17 protein-coding genes and 1 pseudogene are annotated in these 14,495 nt (G+C 45.1%); 8 read left to right on the top strand and 10 right to left on the bottom strand.

Annotated elements, in window-relative coordinates:
• Positions 1-395: 395 nt before the first annotated feature.
• Positions 396-1,706 (top strand): helix-turn-helix transcriptional regulator, encoded by a 1,311-nt coding sequence (locus tag RJP21_RS27565; RefSeq protein WP_310862122.1) that lies wholly within the window; start codon positions 396-398, stop codon positions 1,704-1,706.
• Entirely contained in the window at positions 1,693-2,517 is an 825-nt protein-coding gene (locus RJP21_RS27560; protein WP_310862121.1) for a WYL domain-containing protein, read from the top strand. Before RJP21_RS27565 ends, RJP21_RS27560 begins: the two co-directional genes overlap by 14 nt.
• Before the next feature lie 229 nt (positions 2,518-2,746).
• Here RJP21_RS27560 and RJP21_RS27555 read toward each other — a convergent pair whose 3' ends face one another.
• The 7 genes from RJP21_RS27555 to RJP21_RS27525 all read right to left on the bottom strand — a co-directional run bounded on the left by RJP21_RS27555 (position 2,747) and on the right by RJP21_RS27525 (position 7,040).
• Positions 2,747-3,169 (bottom strand): tetratricopeptide repeat protein, encoded by a 423-nt coding sequence (locus RJP21_RS27555; protein WP_310862120.1) that lies wholly within the window; start codon positions 3,167-3,169, stop codon positions 2,747-2,749.
• Positions 3,170-3,197: 28 nt separating this feature from the next.
• Complete coding sequence (locus tag RJP21_RS27550) at positions 3,198-3,380, bottom strand: hypothetical protein (protein ID WP_310862119.1); 183 nt, start codon at positions 3,378-3,380, stop codon at positions 3,198-3,200.
• Positions 3,381-3,397: 17 nt separating this feature from the next.
• Positions 3,398-3,601, bottom strand: a complete 204-nt coding sequence (locus RJP21_RS27545; RefSeq protein WP_310862118.1) for a hypothetical protein — start codon at positions 3,599-3,601, stop codon at positions 3,398-3,400.
• Between the two features lie 195 nt (positions 3,602-3,796).
• Positions 3,797-4,309, bottom strand: a complete 513-nt coding sequence (locus RJP21_RS27540; protein WP_310862117.1) for a hypothetical protein — start codon at positions 4,307-4,309, stop codon at positions 3,797-3,799.
• Positions 4,310-4,394: 85 nt separating this feature from the next.
• Entirely contained in the window at positions 4,395-4,766 is a 372-nt protein-coding gene (locus tag RJP21_RS27535; protein ID WP_236575894.1) for a hypothetical protein, read from the bottom strand.
• 439 nt (positions 4,767-5,205) lie between these two features.
• A complete protein-coding gene (locus RJP21_RS27530; protein WP_310862116.1) occupies positions 5,206-6,018 on the bottom strand; it encodes a hypothetical protein in 813 nt (270 codons plus the stop codon).
• 74 nt (positions 6,019-6,092) lie between these two features.
• On the bottom strand, positions 6,093-7,040 hold the full coding sequence (locus RJP21_RS27525; protein ID WP_310862115.1) for a DUF6891 domain-containing protein: 948 nt from the start codon (positions 7,038-7,040) through the stop codon (positions 6,093-6,095).
• Between the two features lie 42 nt (positions 7,041-7,082).
• Between RJP21_RS27525 and RJP21_RS27520 the strand changes: the two genes are divergently transcribed.
• Entirely contained in the window at positions 7,083-7,469 is a 387-nt protein-coding gene (locus tag RJP21_RS27520) for an NAD(P)/FAD-dependent oxidoreductase (protein ID WP_310862147.1), read from the top strand.
• A 164-nt stretch (positions 7,470-7,633) separates the two neighbouring features.
• On the opposite strand, the gene RJP21_RS27515 is transcribed toward RJP21_RS27520, so the two are convergent.
• Positions 7,634-8,245 (bottom strand): TetR/AcrR family transcriptional regulator, encoded by a 612-nt coding sequence (locus RJP21_RS27515; RefSeq protein WP_201452251.1) that lies wholly within the window; start codon positions 8,243-8,245, stop codon positions 7,634-7,636.
• Positions 8,246-8,385: 140 nt separating this feature from the next.
• Here RJP21_RS27515 and RJP21_RS27510 point away from each other — a divergent pair, with 140 nt between their 5' ends.
• Positions 8,386-9,729: an MFS transporter gene (locus RJP21_RS27510; RefSeq protein ID WP_310862114.1), complete on the top strand. Its 1,344-nt coding sequence runs from the start codon at positions 8,386-8,388 to the stop codon at positions 9,727-9,729.
• A 160-nt stretch (positions 9,730-9,889) separates the two neighbouring features.
• Here the strand turns inward: RJP21_RS27510 and RJP21_RS31365 are convergent, their stop codons facing one another.
• A complete protein-coding gene (locus RJP21_RS31365; protein WP_397386295.1) occupies positions 9,890-10,063 on the bottom strand; it encodes an MmyB family transcriptional regulator in 174 nt (57 codons plus the stop codon).
• A gap of 9 nt (positions 10,064-10,072) precedes the next feature.
• Here RJP21_RS31365 and RJP21_RS27505 point away from each other — a divergent pair.
• A pseudogene (locus tag RJP21_RS27505) lies at positions 10,073-10,195 on the top strand (SDR family oxidoreductase); the annotation flags it as partial.
• Between the two features lie 214 nt (positions 10,196-10,409).
• Positions 10,410-11,564, top strand: coding sequence for an epoxide hydrolase family protein (locus tag RJP21_RS27500; protein WP_160044999.1), 1,155 nt, complete (start codon positions 10,410-10,412; stop codon positions 11,562-11,564).
• A gap of 285 nt (positions 11,565-11,849) precedes the next feature.
• On the opposite strand, the gene RJP21_RS27495 is transcribed toward RJP21_RS27500, so the two are convergent.
• Complete coding sequence (locus RJP21_RS27495; RefSeq protein ID WP_310862113.1) at positions 11,850-12,326, bottom strand: MarR family transcriptional regulator; 477 nt, start codon at positions 12,324-12,326, stop codon at positions 11,850-11,852.
• 234 nt (positions 12,327-12,560) lie between these two features.
• Here RJP21_RS27495 and RJP21_RS27490 point away from each other — a divergent pair, with 234 nt between their 5' ends.
• Positions 12,561-12,962 carry a RidA family protein gene (locus RJP21_RS27490; protein ID WP_310862112.1) on the top strand — a complete coding sequence of 134 codons (402 nt, stop codon included), beginning with the start codon at positions 12,561-12,563 and terminating at the stop codon, positions 12,960-12,962.
• Positions 12,963-12,986: 24 nt separating this feature from the next.
• Entirely contained in the window at positions 12,987-14,483 is a 1,497-nt protein-coding gene (locus tag RJP21_RS27485) for a monooxygenase (RefSeq protein WP_310862111.1), read from the top strand.
• Positions 14,484-14,495 lie beyond the last annotated feature (12 nt).

The raw sequence follows: 14,495 nt of genomic DNA, 5'->3' as shown, positions 1-14,495 counted from the left end.
CCGTTAGTGCCAAAACAGACACCATCAATACTTATCCCATATAAGTCGAAGTAACCCTTTCTGGCGCCTCGCTTCGCTATTCTTTTATTAAGGATCATCGAGGAAGTTGGTCGGAAAGGTACATGCTGCTCTACCAACTGAGCTATTCCTCCATTGGAGAAAGTTGGACTCGAACCAACGACAAGCCGATTAGAAGTCGAAGTAACCCTTCCATGCGCCTCGATGATCTTTTTTAGCCGCCGCATTATCGCATCGGCTTCTGTATCTATATTCGCTTATTTTTGGAGTAACGAACATGGCGAAAGTATTACGACTGGGCATAAAGTTTTCCATTTCACCCAAATCGCCCCCCTGTTACAATGGAAGAAGATGTTTCATTTGAACGGGGGATACCTTTGGCCAAGGAAAGCTTTGATAAAGAAATTCAATTCCTGCGTATGCTGGTGCTGACAAGCGGGGCGTTCAGCAGGCAACAGTTCGCAGAAAGATTGGGCATTTCCGTCCACACTTTTGATAAAACGATCAGGCGGCTTAAAGAGGTCGTCAGCTCCGTGCATCATAACTTATCACAGGAACAGGGCAAAGAATTTTCTGAAACCGTTCGTTTCAGCTATTATGACTCCACCGACCCGCTGCTCTTGTTTCTGTTTCGCGCCAAATCCGTCAAGGAATCGGAAAGCCAGAGAATCTCGCTGCTATTAGCCGCGATGAATGAGCAGGCTTTGACTGTAATGGAGCTCCTGGATATGTGCTGCAGCAGCCTTCCTTCCGATCTTCCTCTGCCTGACGAAAAAACGATTCGGTCGGATCTCAAGTACCTGGAGGAGGTCGGAGTCATCAAGAGGGAGACCGGGCCTCGCCCCTTCCGGTATCGTATTCAAGACGACTTGATTCGCAGCTTATCGGACGAGGAACTTCTCGATTTGTACGATTTTGTGGATGTAATGGCGAACACCCAAATTCCTTCCGTTCAAGGCTATCTGCTGCGTGATGGGCTTAAGAAACATCTTTTGCGCAATCAAGTCGAGCAGTATGCCGTAGAGCCATTTTTATATAAATATCATTACTACTCGCGGATTCTGGATGAGGCACATCTATTCACGCTCCTACATGCCATCCGTCACCGCCGCAAAGTCCGTTTTCTGTACTTCTCGCCGAAGTCGGAAAAAAGCTATGCCTCCAAAAACACCAATCCCCTGTTTGAACGGGATACGGAAGGCAAAGCCGAAAAGACGCTGCCGCTTAAAATTGTCTATGATCATCAGTACGGAAGATGGTATCTGCTTTCCCACGGCCGAGAGGGGATTCGAAAATACCGCATGGAAGGTATCACGCAAATTGAAGAGGACGAATCCGTTGACGAGGTTTGGTATGAGGAAAAGAAAAGCGAGCTTACTGCGAAAATACGCTACAGTTGGCTGATCGATACCGGACGGCCAGTGACGGTACGCGCCAGATTTTATAATCCGGAAGGTTCTGAGCCGAACTTCGTCAAAGAGCGGGTTATGCTGCAGGGACAATGGGGACAGATTGTGTTTGAAGACGAACATTCTTTTATTTATGAGATAATCGTAAACGGAACTACCGAAATCAAGCCGTGGCTGCGGAGTTTCGGTTCCAGCTGCGAGATTCTGGAGCCCGCTTCGTTTCGCCGGGAAATGATTGCCGAATGGAAGGAGATCCAGTCTTACTATGAATCTGTTTGAGAAAGTATTCAATCACCAGATCATCTCCCGGTTAGAGGATTCCGGTACCTTCATGGTCACCTCGCACGAACGGGCGTGGCTGAAGACCATGCTGGAGCATCCCGCGGCGGCAGATGCTTTCACTGCGGACACTTTGGACCTGCTGCGTTCAGCTCTCGAATCTGATCAGGTGATGGATATATCCCACCACTTGATTGAAAAAGCCCGTACAATGGAAAAGCAGGTCTATCACCCGCTTCTGCGGCCTTTGCGCCGTTACATCATGAATAAGACAGGCATATGTATTACCTATGAGATAAAGGGTGGCCGTGTGAACACAGATCATTCGGGCTTTCCCTACAAGCTGGAATACTCGATGGTCAAAAGAGAGTGGTATTTGCTCTGGTATCACATCCGTCATCATGCCTTCATGAGCACTAGGCTGAAGAAGATCCATTCTGTCACGCCAGAACCTATCGATCCGTCGGCAGCGGAAAGTATTCTTGAGAAGATCGAAAAAGCTCTCGAATCGCGTAGAAGTGAAGTTGTCATTGAAATTGTCCGAATTTATAACGCTGAATTGTCCCGTATCCTGTATGCCTTCTCCAGCTTCGAGAAAAATGTGGAGTACGATGCGGAGAACGATACCTATCGAGTCAGGGTTTCTCTGCTTGGGGACGAAATGGAGTATTTACTTTCCAAGATCCGTTTTCTGGGGAAGCGGGTTCGGGTGGCCCAGGGCGATTATTTGAAAAGACGGATGCTCGAATCATCGACGAAGGCTTTAGAACGCTATGGGGTTATTGCGGCCGATGAGGAGCTGTCTTCGTAGTAAAAAATATGCCGTTGGAGGAGTAGCACAGCAGCGTCCAAGCAGATGACGACTGGAGAGATTTATTTTTGTCTGCTTTGATGATGAGAATTTTAATCATTTGAAAGAACTTTATTTTCCCTCGTCAAAGCTGATGTAAAAAAATAAAGTTCTTTCATGTGGCAGTTCCAGTGAAATGAAAATGGAGAGTCTTTTGAAAAAGTCAGCGACCTACCGCTCTCCCGGAACTTCAAAGCTCTATTTTTGTCTCCAAAAACTCAAGGTACTTTGGGTCATCTTCCATAAAGATCGCCATACCGGCACCCATGTAAGCCCGGGTTAGCTCGTCAGCTGCCTTTTCAAAGTTTTCCTGTTCGTAATACAACTGCCCCAGCCGAAGATGAATGTAGGGATTTCCCAACCCCTTCGGACACTGTACAGCATTAAAAAAGCACTTGAATGCCTTATCGTAATGCTTCATTCGAAAATGGACATCCCCTATAGCCACATAGATCCACGTGGCAGCTTCCCATTCTTGGTGATTTTCCGGCAATAAGCGGAGTGCCTCGACGTACTTATTTTTGCCCGCCTCAAGATCGCCTGCCTTCACCAAATCATCACCTTGTTGACATAGAGCCGTAATTTCGGAATGAGTGGAATCTGAAAGCTTCACATCATCTCTCCTGTCCTATTCGTGAATTTTAACGAATAATCGTTTGCTCGCTTTCGCCAAAAATAATCGCGCCCGGTATTTCCAATAAATAGTTTATCGCCCAAATGATATGGTTCGTGAAATCCCGCCCTTCATCAGGCGCGAATACGAAGCGAATGCGTGCGACACAGTCTTTGATTTCAGGCGGACAATCCTTGACGACGCTTGCCATGTAATTTGCATCTTCGGCTACAATACGGCTAAATGCGCCGTAAAACTCCAACCCGGCCAACGAAGAATCACGTATTTCTCTTTCGTAAACGGATTGGCTGATGCTGCAATTTCCAGTCCATTCTTTGTTTCAAAATCAAAGTAGGCGCTTAACTCCGAGGCAAGGCGCTCATAAGAGTAAGGACTTGACGACTTCGCAAGGTAGGCATGGATCACAGACATAATCCGATTTTCCTATTCAATAAGATTAGCTCCTTTGGTTATGTTAGCTTGTCAAGCGTACCGGATATTCCTGACATTGATAGAATACCTTTTCTTTCTTGATTCTCTAATCCTTAGCCAACACACCTGCATCACCAAATACACGACACAGATCCCTCTCAAGCTCAATTGTTTGGCTAGAAAGCACTTGAGAATTCATATTCGCTTCTTCGTCTTCCTTTCGTGCAAAAATCTTGCTCCGCTATTTCGGGGATTCCAAGAAGAGAAGTCAGCCACATAGATTTCGTTAAATATCAAATCGAGCGGCATGTGCTCCATTGCATCAGCAATTTCATCATAAGGCGAAGGAATTACAAAAGAAAATCCAAAGTCATCGTCAATGATCAGTGATCCATTAAAAATACGCTGCCTTGATGTCAGCCCGATTATATCCCTCATGGATTGCCCGGCATACAAGCGCTCCCTATAGCGCCCCGTATAATTTTGATTGCAACCAATAGAGGCGATCAGGCCATTAGAATCTACAACAATTGTCATAGTGCCATCCAATGTATATGCAGATCTTACCTCGTCATCCGGAACGGAATATTCTTTAAGCTGAGCCCTGTGCCGCGAATATAGTTCATCGATATACTCAGATATATTTCTCCCCAAAACAACATTACCCATCGAATACCCCGATATGATTTCCGCATTAAAATCAATCACCTATGGCCCTCCATCATTCTGCCCTGGATCGCGTTCTACCGGAATCCTGCGAATTTACCATTTTATTAGGAACCGTATGCATCACTCATATTAATAAATCAATATCTCCAACATATTCTATTGAATACCAATTAACGGAAATCAGAAACGAAAGACTTTCATCGGAGATGAAATACTCCATGCCATGGCTATTTTCCATTAACGGGGAAATATTTTTTGCATCGTTAACAACCACAACATCGCACTCATTTATATAGTTTTGCTCGAAAAATATGAAAGCAGGGACGCTTTCCATGGAAAGGGAGAAGGAGTATTCATAATCGTCTGTGGATAATCTATTTGCACCTTCACCAATAGAAAGGTGCCCCTCCGTCTTCCAAGGCTTATATTTTTCGAGTATCTCAAGGATATATTTGCAGCCTTGCTCCTTCGGGAGTAAGGCTGCTTTTATGGACATCGTATCCGCAACGCGCATTAACTCTTTCGCGTGACTAAATTTATGCAAATTTATAGCTTATCACCTCAGATATGATTTTGCCGCCGCTTGCCCGGACCTGCAATCCAATTCTCGGTTTATGCCTATTCCCATTCTCGTTCTTAAATGCATGTACTTTTCCATTAGCGGATGATCGTTTCCAAAATAAGCGCTAATTCTGCCGGTCACCAAGTCCTCCTCATGCTCGTTACTCCATTGAAACAACTCCCGGTAGAGGTCGAATACAGACTTGATTGAGCGGGGAAAACCTTAGGCCGTACCGTTACTGTACATTTCCCACAACGGTTCCATTAATATTATATTTAATTTTTACTCCGTACTGCCAAACGTGGAAATGCCAAGGATATCAGTCCCGCATTACAATCCGTTGATGCCTGTTCTCCCCACGCAAGTGGCTTGCCTATGACTGTTCTTCCAGAAAATCATCATTATGCTGGAAAATCGTCTTCTCCAGTCTGCTCCAGAACCGAAGGGCCGTTCGAATGTGATGGATTTCTGCGGCTTCAACTGGCCGGGTATTTCCCTCGTTATGCGGCTGAAACTTTAATACAACTTTCTTTATGCCGTCATCGCTTGTTTCGATATCAAAGTGATATAAGAGGACATCAAAATCGCCATCAATCGTAGGGAATAACGACAAATCACGTCTTTCTTTCCCTACACCGATGCGGGGGTTATCTTTTCCTTTGGGCAATCGGAAACAGTAATGAAGACTGCCGCTCCAATAGCCGCTTTTATCTTCATCATAGTAGTCATTGAACTTTTCCGTTACGATCGGCAAAGCAAGTATTCTCTCGATCTTTTCCACCGTTATCGTTTCATGGAGCTGCTTCTGCCAAAAGGAAATCGTTTCCACATCAAGGCTTTCCCTGTAGGTGATTTCCTTCAGCATCCGGGGCCAATATTGATTCAGAAGCTGCACGTACGGTTCAGGAGAATGGTCTTTCAGCGGATGCCAATCGTCTTCGGCATGGTTTTGATAGAGCATTTCAAGAGAAATCTTCCTGGTGCGAAGAGGCTTTTTAACCTCGTTTAAGTAAAGGAATACAGCGTAGGTATCATCCTGCAGCATATAAATATAACCGCCGACTTCCTTGCCATCTTCATTAAGGGAAGGCCGGCTCACCTTGATGCTGACATCGTCTATAAAAAATCTGTAAGTGTTATCCTCCCCGAATAAAGGAGATGCTAGGATTCGCTGCATATTGTTCACGCTGGGTTCTTCATTCTCAAAAATCCGCGGCGATTCTTCCGCCCATCCTTTCTTGAGAAGGGGCTGATTTGCCTTCAGTCTTTCGAATATTCCTTCCCTATAGAGAGGTATTTGACCCTCGTCATATTCCTCGTGATCTTCAAACCAATAGCATCCTTCTGCGAGCAGCGTTTGAACCCGCTTTCCGCAACGATTCCCAATGGATCATCAAGATGAATATGGTCGACGGCCAAGTCTCCGTCATATACAAGGACCGTTTCATTGTCAAATTCGCCATCATTCTTTTCGTTGCGAGAGTAAGCCCAGCAATCTGCAGGGAGCAGGTGCTTGATTTCAGAGAAAGTGTGCTTGGTGCAGGCAGGTAAGTTCGATCCCGCTTTTCCGCCGTCAACATCCAGAGGACGCCGGGCATTGAAGGCAAGGTCGTAGCTGGATTCTGCAATGATTTCAACAGCGCGTTCCAACCCATAAGAATCATGCTCGCTATACGTCTTTCTCCATTCAAAATTCAGCAATTCAATACGGCTATTGATATCTCCATCCCAATGAACGTTAAAACCGAAACTTTCAAGAAACGAAACGATGACATTCGCCACTTTGGCAGCATGCTCCGGATTTTCTCTGAACGTGCCGAAGGCAATAAGCAGTACATTGCTATCGATAGCCCTCTCAATATCCTGCTCGTGATAAAAACAGTAGCCCGCAGGCAATTTTCCTCGTTTGATCAGTTCTTCATAACATTCATTAGCATCGTCAATGCCATCGTTCATCGTAATGCCGGCATTATGCAGCGCAATGATACCTCCATCGCAAAGCATGTCAAAGACCATTACTAGATTTTCAAAATGCGTTGGACGAGCCCATTGTTCAGAAGCTTCCACATGACGATTGAACAAGCTGTTTATTTCTGTCTGAAGCTGCTCCTCTTCGATTGAAATGTCATATTGTTCCGTTACTATTTCGAAGATTTCCTCTAAGCTATGAAAGCCTGTTTTGACAAGCAACTCAATTTGTTCGATCATACTCTTGCGTCATCCCCTCCGATTTGACTACTTCCATGATTAATCATCTCATATTTAGGCTCTTCAGGTGCGCATATCTTCGATTATTATTTCGCTACAGCTGGTTTGAATGATAAAACGTCAAAAAAGCTAGGCATTGAAATAAAATCCGTTTACTTGGAACAAGAGACGCCCCTCTTTTCTCCGGAGACGACCGTTATGTTCAAGCTGGTTTACGATCCAACAACTTTAGAGATTTTAGGAGGACAAATCATGTCTAAAGTTGATTTGACTGCTAATATCAATACGGTCTCCCTTGCGTTTCAAACCGGATGCACATTAGAACAATTAGCCTATGCCGATTTCTTCTTTCAGCCAGAATTAAATACACCATGGAACGTAATGAATACGGCAGGATTAAAAGCATTACTACAAGAGAATTTAATGTAACAGACTTTCATTTCGCATCAATGGGGATGTAAAAAGGGCATTTCCAATCTAAGGAAAAGCCCTCAGATTGCAGACAAACTCCTTTGTTCCGAATAGAGACGTGGCGACTAATTTGCTGCGTAAAGTATTTTTTTCGCTGAAGATCATCCAGATTATAAACTGCATCAAACCCCTTTAATGAATGTTGAGCAAAGGTGTTCCAAAATTTCATCGGGTGAATAGCCGCGAACATCTCTTTGATAAAAATATGAATCAATACTTATGGCGATCAGCAGCATATCTGCTTTAAATATACTATTTGGGCTTGGATGATCCGCTGCTGCCATCTCATCGAATAACTCGACTGCGATTTGATGCATTTTGTTATAGAGCGGATTCTGTGATTGATACGGAAGTCGCTGAGCTGACGCGGACCCCTTGCCTCCTGTTAGTAGTTGTGCCTTCTTCTCGATGAAAGGCATGAAAATTTTGAGAATTCCCTTTAACCGTTGGTCCGGCGGCTCTTGCTGATTCTGCAATAGATATTGCTCTATATCTTCGAAGAACCGAACGACACTGTCTTTTATTAAATCCAAACACAATTCAGCTTTATTGGCATAACGACGATATAGGGTGCCCGGACCTATCTGGGCTTCCGCCGCTATCTGATTCATGCTTACCTGGTCCACGCCGTTCTGCTCAAAAAGTTTATGGGCTGCGACCAATATTCGTTGACGATTCTCGGCGGCATCACGTCGTTCAATTCGCGACTGAATTGCCTTGATTTCCTCCGACATATTAACACCCCTCATGCTAAACTTGGTTCATATTGACATGCGGAGACCTCTCCGCTTAATATAAAGAGGAGAGCTCTCCGTTTAATGTTAATCTAAATTTAGTGCAAATTCAACAGAACTATGGCCGAAGGAGATTGAGGATGGATTCTATCGCAAAACCTATAAACGAAAAAGCATTACTAGCCCTATTATTAATTGCCTCATCATTGGCAACGATGAATGTCTATATGTTCAACATTGCTGTTCCATTTATTATTAAAGACTTGCATCTGTCCACTTCCGAAAGCAGTCTGATAACGACGCTGTATGCAGTTGTATTAGCAGCAGGTTCGGGTACGTATGGAAAGCTTACCGACCGTTTCTCTGCTCGGTCATTAATACTAATAGGGATAGCCCTATTCACTCTTGGTTCGCTAATGGGGCTTTTTTCGAGCTCTTTTCCGGCCGTTGTAACCGCAAGAATTATTCAAGCAGCTGGTGCTGCGGCTATTCCCTCCCTAGCGTATGTAGTTCCACCTAAATATTTCAAACCCGAGAACAGAGGCAAAGCATTAAGCCTTGTGTCTACTACTTTCGCGTTGATGGGCGGAGTAGCCCCGGTCCTCAGTGGATTTATTATTCAACTGTTTGGTTGGCACGGTCTTTTTGTTGTTTCTCTCTTGATCGTATTTATTATCCCATTTGTTGTGAAACACTTCCCTACTAATGTTGCACAAGGGGAGAAATTCGATGTCTTAGGAGCTATTTTATTCTCCTTGGCAGTTGGCATTCTGGTACTAGGTATCAGCCTAAATCCTTATCTTTTAATAATTGCTGTCCTGATGCTTATTGCGTTTTCATTCCACATACGCGGGAAGAACGCACCTTTTATCACCATCTCTTTACTCGCTAACAAAGGCTACAGAAATTCCTTGCTCTCTGTATTTGCAGGCACATCTGCATATCCGGCCGCTTTATTTTTATTGCCCTTGGTTCTAAAACAGGGCGGTAACTTGCAAGCAAGCTTGATCGGCATCGTCATGTTCCCAGGCGCACTGATTGGTTCGTTGTTCGGCCCTTACATGGGAGCACTTTCTCGCAAGTACAATGGCAGGATCATGATCCTAGCTGGTCATGGTTTTATGATTCTGGGAGCACTGCTTATGGCGGTTTTGCAAGACATGCCCATCGGCATTGGGATAGTCATGTTCATCTTTGCGCTCGGCTATACCACATTAGTATCATCCGCTGCCAACGTTGTGCCATCGACCTTGAAAAAAACGGAGATTGGTATCGGGATGGGGCTCTTCACGCTTTTAAGTATTTTAGGAGGTGCATTTGGTCCTTCTATTCTAAGTCGATTTTTATCCTTCAATACTAACTTTACAATCTCCTTTATCATTGTCATTGTTATGTCAGTTATTGGCATTTTTCTAATACTCGCAACAAGAGCAGATCATTCCCAAGACGATCTGAACAGGCATCCGGCCAATGGCTTAAAGTGAATTTAAGGGTATCCCAGTGTACGTAGGAACGCTATCAAAAAGGCCATCCAGCAACTTAACTGTGACTCATGGAAACAAAATACAGCAGCGGAACAAGGAAAAATGCCGGCTGAAAGCGGGAGGGTTTGCCCCCCTGCTCCGCCGCTCGCCTTTCCGCAGCTCAAGACCCTAATGCACCTGATTCGCCGAGCATGCACTTCCCATTGGTCTCCCTTGACATAGCGGAAAGGGGAGAAGTAAACGTCATCCAGACCAAATTCCTCTCCCTTTCCGACATAACCGTGAGATTCCCATTTAATGCGCAGTAGGCATCATTCCAGGCTATGATGTTCATGCGCCCATCCTGAACGCCTTTGGACGTCTCAGAGAGACCGAGGACATTGCAGGCGTGATCCTCTTTCTTGCGAGCGAAGAATCACAGTGGATTACGGGACAAACCATCCGTGTTAATGGTGGATTCATTTAGGACGTGTCTGAAAACTAAATCGATTTATGGAATGATTTGAGAAAACGATTGGAGCATTCCATCATGATTGTACACCATACGGTTTTTGCACCAGTCTAGTTGCGACATGGCATTCACCTACAAATAATATAGTTAGATATTTCATTTATGCCAGTGCACCACATCGGCTTGATGGATATAATGACGATGTATTAAGAAGAGGAGGAAAATCATTTTGACTATTGAACGTTTTCAAATTCAGGTCTCTGATGAAATCCTGGACGATCTGCAATACAGACTCCATCACATCCGTTGGCCGGATCAATTGGGAAATGCGGATTGGGAACGGGGCACGGAATTAAATTACTTAAAATCGCTAGTTTCGTATTGGAGGGACCATTATGATTGGCGTGCACAAGAAGCCAAGTTGAACCGCTTCTCCCAGTTTCGCTGCAAGATCGATGGGATCGACGTGCACTTCGTACATGAACGCGGTAAAGGACCTAACCCTTTGCCCCTGATTCTTACTCACGGATGGCCAGACAGTTACCTTCGTTACCAAAAAATCATCCCGCTGCTTACGGATCCGGCCAGCCATGGCGGCAACCCCGAGGACGCTTTTGACGTAATCGTCCCTTCATTGCCTGGCTTTGGATTCTCCAGCCGCCCTAAACATCCCGGGGTCAACAATTTTCGTGTCGCCGAAATGTGGGTTAAACTCATGACCGAAGAATTAGGCTACAGAAAATTCGCTGCCGCCGGTGGGGATATAGGCTCCGGTGTGACCAGATACCTGGCGGCAAACCATCCCGAACGGTTATACGGAATCCATCTAACCGATATCGGGATTATCCGAGATCTCATAGCATCATCTGATCAGGCCAAGCTTTCGGAAGAAGAGCGGCAATACAAGAATAATGCTTCGGCATGGATGGCTCAGGAGGGCGGCTATATGTCCATTCAATCGACGCGCCCCCAAACCCTCGCATATGGACTTTCCGACTCGCCCGTAGGTTTGGCCGGTTGGATGATGGAGAAATTCCGATCATGGAGCGATTGTAACGGCGACCTTGCGCAAAAATTCAGCGAGGATGAGCTCCTTACGCATATTATGATGTATTGGGTGACGAACACTATAGGATCGACAGCGCACATGTATTATGATAATGCGCACTCTTTGCCGCCAATCGGCTACATCGAGGTTCCGACAGGCCTTGCCCTATTCCCGGCGGATATCCTGTTGCCGCCCAAGGAATGGGCCATGCGCAACCTGAATGTAACCCGCTGGACTTCGATGCCCCGCGGCGGACATTTTACCGCTATGGAGGAACCGGAGCTTTTTGCCGGTGACATTCGCGCATTCTTCAGACCTTTTAGAACGAGAAGCTGATGAATCTGAACCGTTTCGAAATCATAACCACCCGTTGGGCGGGTGGTTTTTTGTTTCGCACGCTTCGCGAGCTCAACTGGCTAAAGCCACTAACAAAAAAGGCTAACCGCTTGGTTAGCCTCTGCCCCCTGTTTAATTCCGCTCACCGAAAAATAACCATCTCACTCGCTTCGCAAAGTTTTCGATACCGATGCAGCGCAAATTTTCTGAAAAGCAGCCTCTCATTTGAACTGCATCCACAATTGTTATTGCTGCCGAACATATGTACAGTTTGTTGAGGTATCGTTAGCGATAGAAGTCAACCATATCTCCAAACAGCCGTTTGATAAATTCAAGCTCGCTTTCGTTGTATCTTTCCAAAAATTCGTACATTCTTTGCTTTTCCTTCGTATGGAGCTCATCATGAGCAGCAAATAGCTTTTTGCCGACAGGCGTTAGCCGAAAGTACACTTCCTTTTTGTTATCGTTGAGTTGGGCTTTTCGCACCCAACCTGCCTTTAGTAATTTATTTGCGATCTTGGAGGTATTTCCTTTGCTTAAATTTATCCTTTCCGCGATGGAAGTGACATTGATCGGCTCCTGCTCTCCGATGCACGCAATGGTGTGCAGTTCCGTCATATTCAAGCTGAAATCCGATTCAATATGCTTCCGGATATCCTCCAGGTATGTGGCAGTTATTCGGGTTTCATATTGCTCTTTTTGCTCAAGAAACTGAATGAAAAATTCATGAATGGCGGTTTTGTTTTTACTGGCAGTATCCATGATTATGCTGGCTCCTCGACTTATTTGTTTTATTATATCATAGATTGTTTTCTGAGAAACAAACGGTCATACTCATATTAAGCTTGGGGTTGACAGGATAAAGAGTTAGCAAGTACAATGATATTGTTTCATATGAAACAAAAATTATATATAATTCTTATCACTCCCTTTTTAACAGGCAATAAAAAGGATTCTAACGAAACAATAATTAATGAAGGAGGTGCATACCTACCTATGGAAATCGTGAATCCGAAGACATTGACGGATAAGGTTACATCTGTAATTTCTCATGTCGTGGTAACTACTGCCTCCAAACTGGCCTTCATCTCAGGCCAGGTTTCTGTAGATGAAACAGGAGCATTGGTCGGTTCAGGGGACTATTACGCGCAAGCGATTCAAGTGTTCACCAATCTTAAGTATGCATTGGAAGCCGCGCGAGCGGATCCATTGTACATTGCAAAAATGAATATTTTTGTGGTAAACCACAACCCGGAATTGATTTCGATTATTTTTGACGCAGGATTTCAAGTATTTGGCCCTAACTGGCCGAAGACAGCAAGTACCTATATAGGCGTTCAAGCACTAGCCGATCCTGAATGGCTTATCGAAATAGACGCTATCGTGATCTTCCCATAATGTTTAAGAAAAGAGGTTATTGATATGAAATATGAAGTCATCCTTATCGGTGGCGGACCTGTCGGCATGATGCTGGCTGGAGAATTGGCATTAGCCGGTGTAAAGGTCTGCGTCATTGAGCGATTAAAAGAGACAACTCCATATTCACGTGCGCTTACCGTACATCCGCGAACCCTTGAAATATTAGATATGCGTGGAGTGAAATCAAAATTAATCAGTAAAGGCCGCTTACTTTCAAGAGGGCATTTTGCCGGATTAGAAACTCCTTTGGATTTCTCGGTTTTGGATTCTTCTTCCAATCACACTCTCTTTTTACCGCAGAGTGAGACGGAGAAGGTGCTGGAGGAATGGGCTCTTGGCCTTGGCGCAGAGGTCTGGAGAGAGGTTGAGGCTCTATCTGTGCATCAGGATGAGGATGGGGTCGACGTTAAGATCGCAGGACCTCATGGAGAAACAACGTTAAGATCTGCTTATGTGGTAGGTACGGACGGAGCCAGAAGTTTGGTTCGCAAACATGCAAATATATCATTTGAAGGTACAGACGCGACCTTCACGGCTATTCTGGGGGATGCTGTTCTATCTGATTTGGCTCCTATGAGTGTCATATCCCGGATTACAGAAAAAGGATTGGTCAGCATCATGCCAATCAATGATCATATCTATCGAGTCTTGATGATCGATATGGAGAGACGTAACATCTCTAAGGATGAGACCGTTACATTGGAAGAGTTTCGTTCATCGCTCATCCGTACGACCGGAAGCGACTTGGGATTGAACGATGTGAAGTGGATGTCCCGTTTCGGAAATGCTACGCGGCAAGCGGGACGCTATCGGAATGGTCGATTGTTCTTGGCGGGAGATTCGGCGCACATTCATTTTCCCGCCGGTGGACAGGGAATGAACGTCGGCTTACAAGAAGCGATGAACTTAGGCTGGAAGCTAGCAGGAGCAATCAAAGGCTGGGCTCCGGAATGGCTATTGGACAGTTATCATGCCGAACGTTTTCCATGGAATACGGCCTTGCTCCGGAATACCGAGGTCCAAACCCTGCTTCTGGACGTGACTCCTCCCATCATGGAACTGCGAAGCATGCTGGCTGATCTGATTCAAATACCGGAGGCTAATTATCAAATCGCTGCACAGATTTCCGCCATGGATGTACATTATGCACCCGACGCCGAAGCGCCTTTCCATCCTTTAAACGGGAAACGGTTCAAGGATCTCAGCTTAAAGCTGAAAGACGGACAATTGATTAACGCCTATCCGCTCCTGCACAAAGGTACTTTTCTTCTGTTGCATTTCCATTCTAATGAACAGAATAGCGGTCAATGGGAAACGTATAGCAACCTTCAAGTTGTACATGCCTCTTTGGCTGAAGCTGACGCGGATTGGAACGACGTCCATACGGCGCTTATTCGGCCGGATGGACATATTGCCTGGGCGATTCCTCTATCCGATCCGAATCCAATGCAAACCATAAATGAAGGCATCACTCGCTGGTGCGGAAACATTACGGAATAGTAATTCGTTTGA

The sequence above is a fragment of the Paenibacillus sp. VCA1 genome, assembly GCF_031583795.1.
Taxonomy (GTDB): Bacteria; Bacillota; Bacilli; order Paenibacillales; family Paenibacillaceae; genus Paenibacillus_AQ; species Paenibacillus_AQ albilobatus.
The sequence above is the reverse complement of the archived record's forward strand: the minus strand, read 5'-3'. Positions and strand labels throughout refer to the sequence as shown.

Coding starts and splice junctions, on each gene's coding strand:
- RJP21_RS27560 (WP_310862121.1), top strand. CDS start 1,693: ATGAATCTGTTTGAGAAAGTATTCAATCACCAGATCATCTCCCGGTTA.
- RJP21_RS27550 (WP_310862119.1), bottom strand. CDS start 3,380: ATGGCAAGCGTCGTCAAGGATTGTCCGCCTGAAATCAAAGACTGTGTC.
- RJP21_RS27545 (WP_310862118.1), bottom strand. CDS start 3,601: ATGTCTGTGATCCATGCCTACCTTGCGAAGTCGTCAAGTCCTTACTCT.
- RJP21_RS27535 (WP_236575894.1), bottom strand. CDS start 4,766: ATGTCCATAAAAGCAGCCTTACTCCCGAAGGAGCAAGGCTGCAAATAT.
- RJP21_RS27525 (WP_310862115.1), bottom strand. CDS start 7,040: ATGATCGAACAAATTGAGTTGCTTGTCAAAACAGGCTTTCATAGCTTA.
- RJP21_RS27515 (WP_201452251.1), bottom strand. CDS start 8,245: ATGTCGGAGGAAATCAAGGCAATTCAGTCGCGAATTGAACGACGTGAT.
- RJP21_RS27510 (WP_310862114.1), top strand. CDS start 8,386: ATGGATTCTATCGCAAAACCTATAAACGAAAAAGCATTACTAGCCCTA.
- RJP21_RS31365 (WP_397386295.1), bottom strand. CDS start 10,063: ATGAACATCATAGCCTGGAATGATGCCTACTGCGCATTAAATGGGAAT.
- RJP21_RS27495 (WP_310862113.1), bottom strand. CDS start 12,326: ATGGATACTGCCAGTAAAAACAAAACCGCCATTCATGAATTTTTCATT.
- RJP21_RS27490 (WP_310862112.1), top strand. CDS start 12,561: ATGGAAATCGTGAATCCGAAGACATTGACGGATAAGGTTACATCTGTA.
- RJP21_RS27485 (WP_310862111.1), top strand. CDS start 12,987: ATGAAATATGAAGTCATCCTTATCGGTGGCGGACCTGTCGGCATGATG.